Source organism: Shimia sediminis (assembly GCF_003990645.1).
In the GTDB taxonomy this organism is placed as follows: Bacteria; Pseudomonadota; Alphaproteobacteria; order Rhodobacterales; family Rhodobacteraceae; genus Shimia; species Shimia sediminis.
In genome coordinates this window covers 99,569-113,834 of sequence record NZ_RYZK01000001.1, presented here as the reverse complement: position 1 = coordinate 113,834, position 14,266 = coordinate 99,569, and the positions used below count along the sequence as shown (strand labels likewise).

Annotated in this window: 15 protein-coding genes; 2 read left to right on the top strand and 13 right to left on the bottom strand. The window is 61.5% G+C overall.

From position 1 onward, the window contains the following. Positions 1-92: 92 nt before the first annotated feature. The 6 genes from EK369_RS00580 to EK369_RS00555 all read right to left on the bottom strand — a co-directional run bounded on the left by EK369_RS00580 (position 93) and on the right by EK369_RS00555 (position 5,042). On the bottom strand, positions 93-1,280 hold the full coding sequence (locus EK369_RS00580; protein WP_127111745.1) for a phage major capsid protein: 1,188 nt from the start codon (positions 1,278-1,280) through the stop codon (positions 93-95). 38 nt (positions 1,281-1,318) lie between these two features. Continuing rightward, complete coding sequence (locus EK369_RS00575; RefSeq protein WP_127112482.1) at positions 1,319-1,873, bottom strand: HK97 family phage prohead protease; 555 nt, start codon at positions 1,871-1,873, stop codon at positions 1,319-1,321. A 21-nt stretch (positions 1,874-1,894) separates the two neighbouring features. Further along, positions 1,895-2,122, bottom strand: a complete 228-nt coding sequence (locus EK369_RS00570) for a GTA head formation protein, RCAP_rcc01685 family (protein ID WP_127111744.1) — start codon at positions 2,120-2,122, stop codon at positions 1,895-1,897. Then, a complete protein-coding gene (locus EK369_RS00565) occupies positions 2,115-3,299 on the bottom strand; it encodes a phage portal protein (RefSeq protein ID WP_127111743.1) in 1,185 nt (394 codons plus the stop codon). The genes EK369_RS00570 and EK369_RS00565 overlap by 8 nt, the downstream gene beginning before the upstream one ends. A 122-nt stretch (positions 3,300-3,421) precedes the next feature. Next, positions 3,422-4,792: a DNA-packaging protein gene (locus EK369_RS00560; RefSeq protein ID WP_438672155.1), complete on the bottom strand. Its 1,371-nt coding sequence runs from the start codon at positions 4,790-4,792 to the stop codon at positions 3,422-3,424. Further along, positions 4,692-5,042 carry a hypothetical protein gene (locus EK369_RS00555; protein WP_127111742.1) on the bottom strand — a complete coding sequence of 117 codons (351 nt, stop codon included), beginning with the start codon at positions 5,040-5,042 and terminating at the stop codon, positions 4,692-4,694. The genes EK369_RS00560 and EK369_RS00555 overlap by 101 nt, the downstream gene beginning before the upstream one ends. A 213-nt stretch (positions 5,043-5,255) precedes the next feature. Here EK369_RS00555 and EK369_RS21950 point away from each other — a divergent pair, with 213 nt between their 5' ends. After that, positions 5,256-6,209 (top strand): hypothetical protein, encoded by a 954-nt coding sequence (locus EK369_RS21950; RefSeq protein WP_206198003.1) that lies wholly within the window; start codon positions 5,256-5,258, stop codon positions 6,207-6,209. Between the two features lie 248 nt (positions 6,210-6,457). On the opposite strand, the gene mltG is transcribed toward EK369_RS21950, so the two are convergent. The 6 genes from mltG to fabD form a co-directional block, all read right to left on the bottom strand. Beyond that, positions 6,458-7,609, bottom strand: a complete 1,152-nt coding sequence (gene mltG, locus EK369_RS00545) for an endolytic transglycosylase MltG (protein ID WP_127111741.1) — start codon at positions 7,607-7,609, stop codon at positions 6,458-6,460. Continuing rightward, the gene (gene fabF / locus EK369_RS00540) at positions 7,609-8,868 is read right to left on the bottom strand and encodes a beta-ketoacyl-ACP synthase II (RefSeq protein WP_127111740.1); all 1,260 of its coding nucleotides are present in this window, start codon (positions 8,866-8,868) and stop codon (positions 7,609-7,611) included. The genes mltG and fabF overlap by 1 nt, the downstream gene beginning before the upstream one ends. Before the next feature lie 146 nt (positions 8,869-9,014). Then, positions 9,015-9,758 (bottom strand): 1-(5-phosphoribosyl)-5-[(5-phosphoribosylamino)methylideneamino]imidazole-4-carboxamide isomerase, encoded by a 744-nt coding sequence (locus EK369_RS00535; protein ID WP_127111739.1) that lies wholly within the window; start codon positions 9,756-9,758, stop codon positions 9,015-9,017. Between the two features lie 198 nt (positions 9,759-9,956). Continuing rightward, complete coding sequence (locus EK369_RS00530) at positions 9,957-10,190, bottom strand: acyl carrier protein (RefSeq protein ID WP_073249626.1); 234 nt, start codon at positions 10,188-10,190, stop codon at positions 9,957-9,959. Between the two features lie 247 nt (positions 10,191-10,437). Then, complete coding sequence (fabG, locus tag EK369_RS00525; protein WP_127111738.1) at positions 10,438-11,175, bottom strand: 3-oxoacyl-[acyl-carrier-protein] reductase; 738 nt, start codon at positions 11,173-11,175, stop codon at positions 10,438-10,440. A gap of 28 nt (positions 11,176-11,203) precedes the next feature. Continuing rightward, entirely contained in the window at positions 11,204-12,145 is a 942-nt protein-coding gene (fabD, locus tag EK369_RS00520; protein ID WP_127111737.1) for an ACP S-malonyltransferase, read from the bottom strand. Positions 12,146-12,305: 160 nt separating this feature from the next. On the opposite strand from fabD, the gene EK369_RS00515 reads away from it, so the two are divergent. Then, positions 12,306-13,511 (top strand): cytochrome b/b6 domain-containing protein, encoded by a 1,206-nt coding sequence (locus EK369_RS00515; RefSeq protein ID WP_127111736.1) that lies wholly within the window; start codon positions 12,306-12,308, stop codon positions 13,509-13,511. Between the two features lie 139 nt (positions 13,512-13,650). On the opposite strand, the gene EK369_RS00510 is transcribed toward EK369_RS00515, so the two are convergent. Continuing rightward, on the bottom strand, positions 13,651-14,223 hold the full coding sequence (locus EK369_RS00510; protein ID WP_127111735.1) for a YceI family protein: 573 nt from the start codon (positions 14,221-14,223) through the stop codon (positions 13,651-13,653). Positions 14,224-14,266: the final 43 nt, after the last annotated feature.

Here is a 14,266-nt window from a genome sequence, read left to right as displayed (position 1 = left end):
CGCTCGAACGGAGGGGACAGCCAGACAACGCAAATACTGGACGCACGCCCGGCATGGGGCGGTTCAGGACCACCCCACACCCTTCACAGCCCTCAGACTGCGAACTTCAGCAGCTTGATCGCATTAAAGTCGCTGACATCCCCGCCCACACGCTTGGTGGCATAGAACAGGACATGCGGCTTGGCGCTGAACGGGTCGCGCAGCACGCGCAGATCCGGGCGCTCAGCCACGGTGTAACCGGCGGCAAAGTCACCAAAGGCAATCGCCGGAGCCCAGCTGGCAATGTCAGGCATGTCCTCGGCAATCAGCACCGGATAGCCCATCAGACGCGCAGGCTCACCCGCCGCCAGACCATCCGACCACAGGAAACGGCCATCGGCATCCTTCAGCTTGCGTACAGCCCCTGCGGTCTTCGAGTTCATCACGAAGGTTGCATTGGCGCGGAACTCCGCCCCCAGCGCATAGACCAGGTCCACAATGGCATCCGCCGGATTGGCGGCATCAAAAGCACCATCCGCACCCGAACGCACATGGCCCAGCTCGCCCCAGACCTCGGTTCCGGCATCGGCACTGGTGTAGGTCAGGAAACCCTTGGGCTTGTCGACACCATCACCGCTGACAAAGGCCGAGGCCTCGGCGCGGGCAAACTTGTCGGCAATGCGCCCGGCCAGCCAGCCCTCAATGTCAAACGCGCTGTCATCCAACAGACGTTGCGAGGCCTTGGGCAGCGCCGACAACTCGTGCAGCGGAATGGTGATGCGCTCGATGTTCGAGGTGCCGGTCTCCGTGGTGGCCGAGGTCTCGTCGGCCCAGCCTGCACCCATTTCAGCCGAGTCAAACAGCACGTCAAACGAGGTCGCCTCAACGTTGACCACATTGGCAATGGCCCGGATCGACGCTGTCGTATGCAGCACCGACTTGATGGTGTCCGCGGTTTGTGGATCCACCAGGTAACCGCCGTCGCTGTTCACAGCGGTCGACATCGATTTCCCTTCGATCTCCAGCCCGCGCAGGCCATCATCCTCGCCGGTACGCAGATAGGCGTTAAAGGCCTTTTGATGCGGGGCTTCCGCATCCATTGCAGTGGCCAGCGCCGGACGCTGGGGGGTGTGCGATTTACGATCAAGCATGGTCAGTCGCTCTTCCTGTTTTTGAAATCGTTGGTTAAGTTCATCTTTGAAGTCCCTGAAGTCGTTCATGAAACCCGTCACGGCCGACTTCACCTCGGCAGCAGGAGACAAAGCCTCTCCGCCCCGAGACTTGGTCTCGGTGTTACCCATCAACATGGTCCTCGATCTAAGGTTGTTGCCCGGCGCCCCTAGGGTCGCCGCAGCTCCTGACGGGCGTCCTCAAGGGCCGCCGCCAACTCCCGCAACATGTCACTGTCCGGGCTTTCGCCCTTGGCCGACACGCGCGCACTGGGCAGCATCGGAAAGGTGACAAGCGACACCTCCCACAGCTCCAGTTCCTGCAAGAGCCGCTGGCCCTTGTCGTTCTTTGTGGCTTTCACCGTGCGATAGCCGATGGACAGGCCATCAATCGCACCGGCTGCAATCAGGGCCGCCGCTTCGCGCCCCTTCTCGACGTCGGTCAACAGCCGCCCCTTGACCCACAGGCCGCGGGCGTCTTCGCGCACCACGTCCCAGATCCCGATCGGCTGGCTCGGATCATGCTGCCACAGCATTTTCACCCCACGCCCGGCCTTGGCAAGCTTGCCCAAAGAGCTGCCATAGGCCCCCTTCTGCACAATGTCGCCGCCCTGATCCTTGGCGCCAAACAAGCTGGCGTAGCCTTCGATCACGGTGCCGTCCTGCACCAGCAAGCCGTCTCCGAACCGCGCAAATTTGCGTTCCAAACCGTTGTCATAATCCATCATTCACCCTTTCTTCGCGCCCTAAGGTGCCGCATTCAGCAAGCCTTGAAAGGCCTGCGCCAGGATCACACCCACCACGCCGTAAACCGTCAGCCACAACCGTTTTTCCAGCCGCTCGATCAAAGCCTCGATCTTGTCCAGCCGTCGGTTCAGACTGTCGAACTGCAACTTTGCGACCCTCTCATGCGCTTCCAGCCGCAAGGCAGGGGCGCAGTCGAACTGCTCAAACCCATATCTCGGCTCACCCATCGGCAGGCTCATCGACCAGCTTCGCAGGCAGACCCAGCATGTGGCGCTTTTCGGCCTCGCTCAGGAACTCGGCGTTCAACACCCGCGTCCATTGCGCATCGCGTTCGGCTGACAATGCAGGCACCTGGTCCAGATCCGGTTTCAGCTCCAGCCGTTCGCCCGTGAACCCTGCCAACCAGTTGCCCAGTATGGCCGTAACACGCCCCACCATCGGCAGAACCGTCAGGCGATAGAACGCCCGGTTCGCCTCTTGGTAATTGGCATAGGTCGCATCTCCGGGAATGCCCAGGAGCATCGGAGGCACCCCAAAGGCCAGCGCAATCTCGCGCGCAGCGGCCTCCTTGGTCTTCTGGAACTCCATGTCACTGGGCGAGAACCCCATGGGTTTCCAGTCCAGCCCCCCCTCCAGCAGCATTGGGCGACCGGCGTTGCGCGCACCCTGATGGTGGCTCTCCATCTCTCCCACCAGGCGGTCATACTGATCGGTGGTCATGCCACCGCCACCGTCCGCGCCCCGATAGACAATCGCCCCCGAGGGCCGCGCTGCATTGTCCAAAAGCCCCTTGGACCAGCGCGAGGCCGCATTGTGCACATCCACCGCCATCGCCGCCGCTTGCATCGGCGAGAACCCATAGTGGTCATCCTGCGGGTGAAAGTTCTTTACATGGCACACCGCCGCCCCGGCATTCAGGTCAAACCGATGCTTTTTCGCCCCGACCTTGTACTCATAGGCAATCGGCCAGCCATCTGCTCCGGGCACCACCGACATCCGGTCCGACCGCAAGACGTGCAGCTCGATCGGCATGCCATCTTCCCCCGGCACACCTTCGACATAGCCGTTGCCGGACAACAGCAGCTGACCATAAAGCGTCTCCATCAGCTCTGCCCGCCCCTGCACCGGGTTCGGCGCCGCCAACAGCTGCAACACCGGGTGTTCGGCGTACCGCTCCACCTCGCCCTGCAGCACCAGTGGCAGGGCCGCCGCGCTCTCTGCAATCAGCTTGACCGAGCGATACCCAACCGGGTTGCCGGTAAACCCCGACCGCGTCAGCGACACCGTATCGCGCGGGCTCCAGGCCACGCGGCCCGCCCCGTGCCAGGCAACGACCGGCCCTGTGGCGCTGGCTTTCTGCTCGGGTGCTTCGGCCTTGGGCCGCCGGAAGACGTCAAAAACCATCTTGTGTTCGCTCCTGTTTTTCTGCCTCTTCGGGGTGGCCCCGGGCCCAAGCCTTGCGCTTTGGACTTGGGGCACTGTCCCCTAAATGTGTTAATTCGCTCTCAGGCGACCGTTCGGTGCCCTCACAGGCTGCGCATACGTGGACGCCGCCACTGCGAAGACGGTTCGATCACCAACTCGTGCAGCGCCCAGACCAAAGCATCCAGCCGATCCGGGCTGCCCTGCCCCTCGTATCCCTGCACCGTCATCCGGCACATCTGATCCTCAAGCGCCCCAAAGCCGCCGACGTGAAACACCCGCCCCTGCTCATAAAGCGCCGCCACAGGCTCGGCCCGCGCCGCCTTGCCGCGCGCCGCATGTACCGGCTTGATCGGCACCAGAGGGTCCACCTGCCGCACCACTTCGCTCACCAGATCGCCGCCCTGGTTGACCTCGGCCACCAGCCGGTCCGCGCCCCAGGTCTCCATCGCCGTGACCGCCACACGCGCCCAGCCCAGCGGGCTCTTGGCCCGCACCGTCACATCGTCCAGCACATAGGCGCGCCAGTCTCCGACCTCGCCCTGCATCGACACACCGGCCACGACGATGCCGCATTCATCCGACCCCGCATGGCTTGTCACCGGCGGGTCCACCGCCACCACGATGCGATCCAGCTTTGGCAACCGCTTGCGCCGCAGCTTCTCCAGCATCCGCGTGGTCCAGAGCGCGCCCTCGACATCGTCCAGCACCACGCCCTCCAGCTCCTGCCGTCCCATCCGCGTGCCCGCATAGCGCGCCTTGACCTCCGCCAGGAAACTGTCCGCCAGATTGGCGCGGTTCACCTCGGTCGGCGCATGGGTCGACACGGTTGAACCCTGCGCCAACAGCGCCTTCAACAGCCCCACATTGCGCGGCGTGGTGGTCACACAGACCTGCGGGTGCTCTCCCAGCCGCAGGCCGAACTGCAGCATATCCCAGGTGTCCTGCGCCTTTTTCCACTTGGCCAGCTCATCCACCCAGGCCGCATCAAACTGCGGCCCCCGCAGCGCCTCGGGTTCATGCGCAGAAAACACCTGCGCCACGGCGCCATTGGGCCAGACCAGCCGCTTGCGACCGGCCTCCCACCTGGGCCGGCGATCCGAGGGCGAGCACGCCAGAATGCCGCTTTCGCCATAGACCATCACCTCGCGCACCTGATCGACCGTTTCGCCGACCAGTGCCACGCGCCGGGCGCGCCCCTTGTCCATCGGGCCATTGCCCTCGACCATGGCGCGCACCCACTCGGCCCCGGCGCGGGTCTTGCCCGCGCCGCGCCCGCCCAGGATCACCCAGGTTTTCCAGTCACCCTCGGGGGGCAACTGATGATCAAACGCCCAGAACTCAAACAGATAGGGCAGCGCCAGCAGCTCGCCCTCACTCAACCCGTCCAGAAAAGCCTCGCGCGTCTTCAGCGGCGCGCAGGCGATCCAGGCGGCGCCCGATCGAAGTCCGCGCGTCCTCGAGGTCGAGCCGATAGTCGTGGACGATTCCTTCCTTTTTCTTTCGACGTTCTTCAAGTTTCTGCTCCGTCTCCATAGTGGTGCGCAGCAATTGGCGCAGTTCCATCAGAACCTTGCCAAACGGCCCGCCCGCAATGTCCTCATCCTGCTCCAGCTTGTCCCGCAACAGGGCGAGCCCGCCTCTCAGACTCTTCAACTGGTGCCTCACCTCCGCCACATCCTCATCCAGTGGCGACCCGCCCAAAGGCGCTGTGAATTTGCTCATGTATGGTCTTGCCTCTCACGCGTGGTTGACCCCTCCGCGATAGCCGGAACATCACGCCCCGACCGGCAAGACACACCCTGACCCAACCAGATCACCAGCCGCTTAACCCACCGTTCGCAGGTTGTTGCGCAAGCAATGAACATGTCCGGATTTTGCCGTATTTCCGCCCCAATGCGGGGCTAATTTGGCCGCAAATACCCAAGGAGAACTATCATGGGCCACCTAAATTCCCTGCTCAAAACAACCGCGCTGACCCTCTCCCTGATTGGGGCGGTCTCGGCGTCAGTAATCGTCTTTACCGCTGAACCTGCCATCGCCGGCGGGGGCAACGGCGGTGGAAATGGTGGCGGCAACGGCGGCGGTAACGGTGGCGGAAATGGCGGCGGCAACGGTGGTGGAAATGGCGGCGGCAACGGCGGTGGAAATGGCGGCGGCAACGGTCACGGTGGCGGCAATGGTCACAGTGGTGGCAAAGGCGGCGGCTTTGGCAAAAGCATGGCGGCCCTGTTCGGTATCAACACCACCAGGCATACAGCGGCCGTGGCCAAATCGACCACGACAACCGCTAAGGCCAAGGCCCCACAACAGGCCGCCGCCAAAACCACCAAAAGCAGCACCAAAGGCAGCGTGAACGGGCAAATCGCCTCGTCACTCAAGGGGCTGAACGCCTATCATGCCAGCGCAAATGCCTGGGCAAATGCTTCTCCCACCAGCATGGTTGGCCGTATCGCGGCCTATGCGCAGTCCGACGCCCGCAATGGCTACGCTGACGCATTGGCGGCGGTTGCCGGGGCAACGGCCACAATCGACGGGATCACCAACACCCCCGGAGTCGAAGTTGTCTTCAACGAGGACACCCAAAGCTTCGAAGTTTACACCCCCTCCGACGAAGATACCGATGTCATGGCTGTGAACGACGATCTGACCGCCGATTACAACACGGCGCAAGACACGATCGATTCCACCGACGTCGAGGCCGCGCAGGCGGCCGCGGACGCGGCTTTTGCGGAGCTGGCGGGCGATCGGGACGTCACGCCCGAGGCGCGCGAACACTTCGAGGCGGCGCTGGACGAACGCCTGTCCGACCTTGCATCGCTGGAAACCGAAACTGTCGATGATGAGGTGACCGAAGCAGAAGAAGAGGATGAAGACGTCCTCGTCAACTAACCTCTGAGAATGACCCCAGCCAAAAAATGGCCGCCGCAGGATGTGTGCGTGCGGCCATTTTTTTTGATCTGGGAGGTTTAGAGAGACTTTTGAAAGACAGGGTTCAAAGTCACGACAGATCACGACCAAAATCGTGCAGAAAACCTTTCTGGATGGTTAATAATCAAGTTGTACAACATGGAGAAACGCCCCCAAAAATGTTGTACAAATTGGTCAGTTAACCCTTTGGCAAGGACTGAGCCGCCACCCTACTGATTGGCGCGCTCTGCCTCGATCTGGCGCCACTTGCGCACATTTGCGTTGTGCTCGGACAGCGTGGTGGCAAAGGCATGCCCCCCGGTGCCATCGGCCACAAAGAACAGGTACTCGGTCTCATCGGGATTGACCGCAGCCTCCAGGCTGGCACGTCCCGGGTTGGCAATGGGTGTCGGCGGCAACCCGGTAATTACATAAGTATTCCAAGGGGTTTCGCGGCGCAATTCACTCTGCCGCAGCCCACGACCCAGCACGCCTTCACCCTTGGTGATGCCATAGATTACGGTCGGGTCGGTCTGCAGTTTCATGCCGCGATCCAACCGGTTGGTGAACACGCTCGCCACCTGACGCCGTTCTTCGGCCACGCCGGTTTCCTTCTCGATGATCGAGGCCAGGATCAGCATTTCTTCTTTTGTTTTCAATGGCGTATCGTCTGAACGCGACTCCCACGCCGCATCCACCAGCACGGTTTGCGCGGCTTGCATGCGCTGCACAACATCGCTGCGGGCATCCCCGGCGCGCACTTCGTAGCTGTCCGGCGCCAGCGTGCCTTCTTCCGGCACGTTAACCTCACCCGAGAGAAGTTCGATTTTCTTAAGTGCATCAACCACTTGCCAGCTGGTCACACCTTCTGCAACCGAGATGCGATAGCGCGTGTCGGGCTGTTGGTTGACCTGGGTAAAGACCGCCGGCACTTCATCTTCAGCCGGGTTGAACGCCGCCACCTCGACAAACCGCCCCGTCTCCGGATCCAGCTCGCGCACCTGCACCCCTTGCCGGGTCACACCCACACGATAGACAATCTCGGTCCCACAGGTGCTCGCCCCGCCACGGGTCACGATGTCGGCGATCTCTTCCATCGACGCGCCGGGCGGCACCAGGAACGATCCCGCCTTCAGCTTGTCGGATTTATCGGCATAGTCCGAGCCGATCCGAAAGATCGACCCGTTCGTGATTGCGCCTTGCTTTTCAAGCTCTTGCGACACGCGGCTCATGTTTGATCCGCGGTCTACCCTCAGGCAGATCGCGCTGTCCAGCGGCCCCTCGGCGCGGTACTGTGACTGCCCCCAGAGGATCACGCCGCCCAACAGAAACACGACCACGATCAGCAATGTAATCGCGTTAGAGGCGATATGTCGCCACATCAGCGAACCTTTCCGAAGATCACCGAGGCGTTGGTGCCGCCAAAGCCAAACGAGTTCGACAGCGCCACATTGATCTCGCGTTCCACCTTTTTGTTCGGCGCGAGATCAACCTGTGTCTCCACTGCAGGTGTGTCGAGGTTGATCGTCGGCGGCGCCACCTGATCGCGGATCGCAAGGATCGAGAAGATCGCCTCGATCGCTCCAGCCGCGCCCAACAGGTGCCCGGTCATCGACTTGGTCGACGACATGGTCACCTTGCCTGCCGCATCCCCCATCATGCGCTCGACCGCGCCCAGCTCGATCACATCCGCCATGGTCGAAGTACCGTGGGCGTTGATGTAATCGACGTCCTTGGGCTCAAGACCTGCGTTCTTCAGCGCTGCGCGCATCGAGCGTTCACCGCCTTCACCGTCTTCCGACGGTGCGGTGATGTGATAGGCGTCGCCCGACAGGCCATAGCCCAGCACTTCGGCATAGATCTTGGCACCACGTGCCTTGGCGTGTTCGTATTCTTCCAGCACAACCACGCCTGCGCCCTCACCCATGACAAAGCCATCACGGTCTGCATCATAAGGGCGGCTGGCCGATTTCGGGTCTTCCCCGCGCGAGGTCGAGAGCGCCTTGCAAGCGTTGAACCCGGCGATACCGATTTCACAAATCGCGGCCTCGGCGCCACCGGCCACCATCACGTCAGCGTCGCCAAACATGATCAGACGCGCTGCATCTCCGATGGCATGGGCCCCGGTCGAACAGGCGGTGACAACTGCGTGGTTGGGGCCTTTGAAACCATATTCAATGCCCACCTGCCCCGAGATCAGGTTGATCAGCGCCCCTGGAATAAAGAACGGAGACACACGGCGTGGGCCGCGTTCCGCCATCAAAAGCGTGGTCTGTTCAATTGATTGCAGTCCGCCGATGCCCGAGCCAATCATGACGCCCGTGCGCTCGCGGCTTTCAGTGTCTTCCGGCTTCCAGCCCGAATCCTCGACCGCCTGTTTGGCGGCTGCAATGCCATAGAGGATAAAGTCATCCACCTTGCGACGCTCTTTCGGCGCCATCCAATCGTCAGGATTGAACGTGCCATCCGACCCGTCCCCATAGGGCACTTCGCAAGCGTATTTCGTGGTCACACGCTCGGTATCAAATCGGGTGATCGGACCTGCCCCGGATTGCCCATCCAGAATACGTTCCCAGCTCTCATCGACTCCACAAGCCAGCGGAGTGACCAGACCAAGCCCAGTAACGACGACACGACGCATATTGCTGCCCTTTCCTCAAGTTCTTGTCCGCTAATACCGTGCCTTACCCACCGGGGGCAAGTGCAACCGACCCTATCGGCGGCCATCCTCCAAAAGAAACAGCGCCCCACCAAAGTTGGGCGCTGTCACTCAATTCTCAGAAGGTTTTATTGAAACTCTGCTTTTGGTTCCGGCACCGGCTGGGCCACGTCCAGCGCTTCGGCCAGATCGATGTCCTTGGCGTGCAGCGCGCGCCCTACCAGCGTGCCACTGATATTGGCCACGTACTTCAGGCGCGAGATGTCATCCAGGCTGCGCACCGTACCGCGTGCGATCACCGGATGCCGCGTCGCTGCGGCCACGCCCGAGATCACGCCCAGCTGGCCTTCCTGATCGCCGATGTCGGCGTCGATATCGGTGACGACCACCCCCGCCAGCGGTGCACTGTCATAGGCCCGCACAAAGTCCGCAGGGTCCATTGCTCCGGCATTGCGCCAGCCTTCGGTCATCAACTTGCCCTGAAACACGTCCACGGCCAGAACAATCTGATCCGGATAGCGCGTGGCCAGCTCCTGCACCGTGGTCGGGTCCTGCACCGCCAGAGTGCCGATCACCACGCGGCCAGCGCCCTTGTCGATCCACTCTTCCACACGTTGACGGGTGCGAAACCCGCCGCCCAGTTGCACCGAACTTCCGGCCTTTTGCACGATCTCCTGTATCAGCTCATCGTTGTTGCCCTCACCCGCAACCGCATCCAGGTCGGTGATGTGGATGAACGACGCCCCGGCACTGGCATAGCTTTGCGCCGTTTGAACAGGGTCCACGTGCCAAATCGACGGCTCTTCAAGACGTCCGCGGGTCAGCGAGACACACTTGCCCCCCTGCAGTTCAATAGTTGGGAAAACGATCATTTTGACCTCCAAGGAAAAACCGGGCACACCGGCACCGTTCAGCGCAGGTTGAAAGCCTAACATCCTTCGGAGATATCCCCAAATCGGCAGAATTCGCGTCGTTTCCGTCACAGGTCACGAATCTGGGGCAATTTGGCAAAGAAAAAGGCCCCCACCTTGCGGCAGGGGCCAATCTCACGCCTTGAGAGGCGCGGAAACTCAGGAAGCTTCAGTGATGAACTTCACCGCGTCGCCAAAGGTCTGGATGGTCTCGGCTGCGTCATCGGGGATCTCGATGCCGAACTCTTCTTCGAAAGCCATTACCAGTTCCACGGTGTCCAGGCTGTCTGCGCCCAGATCGTCGATGAACGAGGCGTTTTCAACAACCTTGTCCTCTTCAACACCCAGGTGCTCTACAACGATCTTTTTCACGCGGTCTGCGACGTCGCTCATGTCATTTCCTCATTCGTCATGGGCCAATCGACCCTTTTGATGACCCACCCCACGAGGCAGGCATTGGTTGGTGCCCCGAGGGGCGGCTCTTGTCTCCGGTTGCCCGGATGTTCGTGGGAACCAGACGGCACCCTCGGAAAATCTTCGCCGCCTATAGCATATCCGCCTGCCAAGGCAAACGCTTTCGCATGTTAGCGGCAAAAGGTCCGGCAGGCCCGGAATGTGCAAGCAGCCCGGGCCGGCTGGGTTACAACATGGCCATACCGCCGTTCACATGCAAGGTCGAACCGGTGACATAGCCCGCCTCAGAGCTGGCAAGGTACAGAACCGCAGCGGCGATTTCTTCCGGCATGCCCATGCGATTGGCGGGAATCTGCGCGTTGATCTTGCCCTTTTGATCGTCCGTCAGCTTGTCGGTCATTGCGGTGGCGATAAAGCCCGGCGCCACGGCGTTGGCAGTGATCCCACGGCTGGCCACTTCATAGGCAATCGACTTGGTCAGACCGACCATGCCCGCCTTAGAGGCCGCATAGTTCGCCTGACCGGGGTTGCCGGTGGCGCCCACGATGGACGAGATGTTGATGATCCGCCCCCAGCGTGCCTTCATCATAGGACGCATCACACCACGGCACAGGCGCATGGTCGAGGTCAGGTTCACATCCAGAACGCTTTGCCATTCATCGTCGCTCATGCGCATGAAAATCTGGTCGCGGGTGATCCCGGCGTTATTGACCAGAATATCGACCGACCCCATCGCCTCGGCCGCCTGCTTTGGCAGCGCGTCCACGGCCTCTGGGTCACTGAGGTTACAGGGCAGCACATGCGCGCGCTCACCCAGTTCGGCGGCCAGTGCCTCGAGCGGCTCTACGCGTGTGCCAGAAAGGCCCACGGTCGCGCCTGCAGCATGCAGCGCCTTGGCGATCTCGCCACCGATGCCACCCGACGCGCCAGTCACCAGCGCGCATTTTCCTGTCAGATCAAACATCTCTCTATCCTTGTTTTCCGCTCCGGCCTCAGCCGTTCAAACTCTCTGCCGCCGCCTTTACATCGTCCGGCGTGCCGACGGCCTTGCAGGCGATCGAACGGTCGATGCGGCGGATCATGCCGGACAGTGCTTTGCCTGCGCCAATTTCCCAGGCTTCGGTCACACCGTTCTGCGCCATCCACATCACCGATTCGCGCCAGCGCACCGAGCCGGTGACCTGATCAACCAACAGGGCGCGGATCGTCGCCGAGGTATTCACAGGCTCGGCAATCACATTGGCCACCACCGGCACCTTTGGCGCTTCCATGTCCACGCCACTGAGTGCCTCGGCCATGGCTTCGGCGGCGGGCTTCATCAGCGCGCAATGGAAAGGCGCGCTGACCGGCAACAGAACCGCCCGCTTGGCACCCTGCTCTTTGGCCAGCTCCACGGCACGCTCCACGGCCCCCTTGTGGCCCGACACCACTACCTGGCCCGGATCATTGTCGTTGGCGGCCTGGCAGATCTCGCCTACGGCCGCCGCTGCCGCCACGTTGCGCGCAGTCTCGAAATCCAGCCCCAGAAGAGCCGCCATCGCGCCAACCCCTACCGGAACGGCGGCCTGCATGGCTTCGCCCCGTGTCCGCAACAGGCGCGCGGTATCAGAAATGCTGATTGCCCCGGCTGCGGCCAACGCCGAGTACTCTCCCAATGAGTGCCCGGCCACGTAAGACGCGGCTTCGATGGTCACCCCCTCGGCCTCCAGAGCCTTCATGGCCGCCAGAGATGTCGCCATCAGCGCAGGTTGGGCATTCTGCGTGAGCGTCAGCTGATCCTGCTCGCCCTCCCAGATCAACGCGCTCAGGCTTTCTCCCAGCGCCTCATCCACTTCGTCAAAGACCGCCTTGGCCTCGGGATAAGCGTCTGCAAGCGCTTTACCCATTCCGATGGTTTGTGCGCCCTGACCGGGAAAAACGAATGCGCGGCTCATGCTGCCCCCTATGTTTCAAGTGTTTCAGCCGGAATACCCTGCTCAACCCGCCGGTGCAACGGCCTTGCGCACAGACAAACAAGCCTTGTGCGCGCAAAACCGTTTTGGCGGGCAGGCTTTCAGCCTATCTAGTGGCAAAGATCTGGCCCCGGAGACCCCAATGCCCGCCATCAACACAGACCGCGCCTACGGCAGCGTTACAAAAACCTTTCACTGGCTCACGGCTCTTCTGATCCTGAGCGCCCTGCCACTTGGATACGTCGCCCAGCAGGCACCGATGGGAACAGGGGAAGAGATCGCCCAAAAAGCCTGGCTGTTTTCTTTGCACAAAACCGTGGGCATCTCGGCCTTTTTCCTTGGGCTTTTGCGCATTTTCTGGAGTCTGAGCCAAATCCGCCCCGCCCTGTTGAACGCCGAACACCGGTTAGAGGCGCTGGCCGCACACACTGCACACTGGTTGCTCTATGGCTCGATGGTTCTGGTTCCCCTGACGGGGTGGGTTCACCACGCGGCCACCACGGGGTTTGCTCCGATTCTCTGGCCCTTTGGTCAATCCCTGCCCTTCGTGCCCAAATCCGAGGCGCTGGCCGCGCTTACCTCGACGCTGCACTATCTGTTCATGCTGGTGCTGGCCGGGGCGATCCTGGCCCATGTCGGAGGTGCCCTGAAGCACTTTGTCATCGACCGCGACCAGACCCTGCAACGCATGCTGCCCGGCCCACACAGCGCGCCAACCCCACCTGCGGAACAACGCAGCCTCAGACCGCTTGTTGCCGCGCTGATGATCTGGGTTTCTGTTCTGGGGACTGGCACCTATGCCGGTCTGTTCTCCGGGCATCATGCCCCCTCGGCCACCGACACTCTTGCCGCTGTGCCCACGGATTGGCAGGTCACCTCGGGGGAACTTGCCATCGGCGTACGCCAGTTCGGATCCGACGTCACCGGCCACTTTGCCGACTGGCAAGCCGCCATTGTCTTTGATGAGACCGCCCCTGACGGCAAGCACGGCTCTGTCGAAGTGACCATCGCCATCGGATCACTCACCCTGGGATCGGTCACCAAACAGGCGCTGGGGGCCGATTTCTTTGACGCGACCAATTTCCCAACCGCCACGTTCAAGGCCGATATCCTGCCTGCGGACGAGGGCTATGTGGCCTCTGGCACGCTGACCCTCAAGGAGAGCACTGTGCCTCTGGATCTGCCCTTTACCCTCAGCCTTAACGACAATCAGGCGCAAATGACCGGGCAAACCACCCTCGATCGCCGCGATTTTGCTGTTGGTGCCTCGATGCCGGATGAAAGCTCTCTGGGGTTTGCCGTGACGGTCACCGTGGCCCTGACTGCCACCCGCGCCCAAGGCAGCTGACCCCCAATTCATGTTTTGGAAAGCACTCCGGGGCGCTTCGAACATTGGCGCCAAGCAGGGCCGCACTCTTACCCGCCAGCAAAAAAGGCCGCCAGATCCTCTCTGGCGGCCTTTTTTTTCGTACTATCGTGAAAGCCCGTTACTCTGCCTTCATCGCCTCAATCGAGATCATCACGTCCACTTCGTTGCTGACGAAGGGTGCGAACTGATCCACGCCATAGTCGCTGCGCAGCAGGGTTGTGGTCGCCGAGAAGCCGGCCCAGGGCTTGCCCGCCATCGGGTGATTTCCGGCCTGATTGAGAACCGCGTCCAGCTCCACCGACTTGGTGTGGCCGTTCATCGACAGATCACCGGTGATTTTCGCTGTGTTTTCGCCGGTCATTTCAATCCCGGTCGAAGTGAATGTCACCACATCCGCCTCGGTCGCGCCAAAAAAGTCATCAGCCATGAAATGCTGGAACCGTTCTTCCCAGCCGGTGATCATCGACATGACAGGCATGGAGACCTGCACCGATGACGCGGACGGATCTTCCTGATCGAACATGATCTCGCCTTCAAAGCCCGAGAACATGCCCCAATTGGTCGAATACCCAAGGTGGTTGTAAGAGAATACGATCTGGCTGTGCGACGGGTCCAGCAGGTATTTTTCAGGCGCGGCAGATGCGGCGGTGACGACAGTGGCCAGGCCAGCAGCCAGGAGTGCAGTTTTCATCTAAGTCTCTCCATTGGAACAAAATATGCCGTTCCAATATTGT

Bases quoted from the DNA above. Each gene is read 5' to 3' on its own strand.
- EK369_RS00580 (WP_127111745.1), bottom strand. From the start codon at position 1,280: ATGGGTAACACCGAGACCAAGTCTCGGGGCGGAGAGGCTTTGTCTCCT.
- EK369_RS00575 (WP_127112482.1), bottom strand. From the start codon at position 1,873: ATGGATTATGACAACGGTTTGGAACGCAAATTTGCGCGGTTCGGAGAC.
- EK369_RS00570 (WP_127111744.1), bottom strand. From the start codon at position 2,122: ATGGGTGAGCCGAGATATGGGTTTGAGCAGTTCGACTGCGCCCCTGCC.
- EK369_RS00565 (WP_127111743.1), bottom strand. From the start codon at position 3,299: ATGGTTTTTGACGTCTTCCGGCGGCCCAAGGCCGAAGCACCCGAGCAG.
- EK369_RS00555 (WP_127111742.1), bottom strand. From the start codon at position 5,042: ATGAGCAAATTCACAGCGCCTTTGGGCGGGTCGCCACTGGATGAGGAT.
- EK369_RS21950 (WP_206198003.1), top strand. From the start codon at position 5,256: ATGGGCCACCTAAATTCCCTGCTCAAAACAACCGCGCTGACCCTCTCC.
- mltG (WP_127111741.1), bottom strand. From the start codon at position 7,609: ATGTGGCGACATATCGCCTCTAACGCGATTACATTGCTGATCGTGGTC.
- fabF (WP_127111740.1), bottom strand. From the start codon at position 8,868: ATGCGTCGTGTCGTCGTTACTGGGCTTGGTCTGGTCACTCCGCTGGCT.
- EK369_RS00535 (WP_127111739.1), bottom strand. From the start codon at position 9,758: ATGATCGTTTTCCCAACTATTGAACTGCAGGGGGGCAAGTGTGTCTCG.
- EK369_RS00530 (WP_073249626.1), bottom strand. From the start codon at position 10,190: ATGAGCGACGTCGCAGACCGCGTGAAAAAGATCGTTGTAGAGCACCTG.
- fabG (WP_127111738.1), bottom strand. From the start codon at position 11,175: ATGTTTGATCTGACAGGAAAATGCGCGCTGGTGACTGGCGCGTCGGGT.
- fabD (WP_127111737.1), bottom strand. From the start codon at position 12,145: ATGAGCCGCGCATTCGTTTTTCCCGGTCAGGGCGCACAAACCATCGGA.
- EK369_RS00515 (WP_127111736.1), top strand. From the start codon at position 12,306: ATGCCCGCCATCAACACAGACCGCGCCTACGGCAGCGTTACAAAAACC.
- EK369_RS00510 (WP_127111735.1), bottom strand. From the start codon at position 14,223: ATGAAAACTGCACTCCTGGCTGCTGGCCTGGCCACTGTCGTCACCGCC.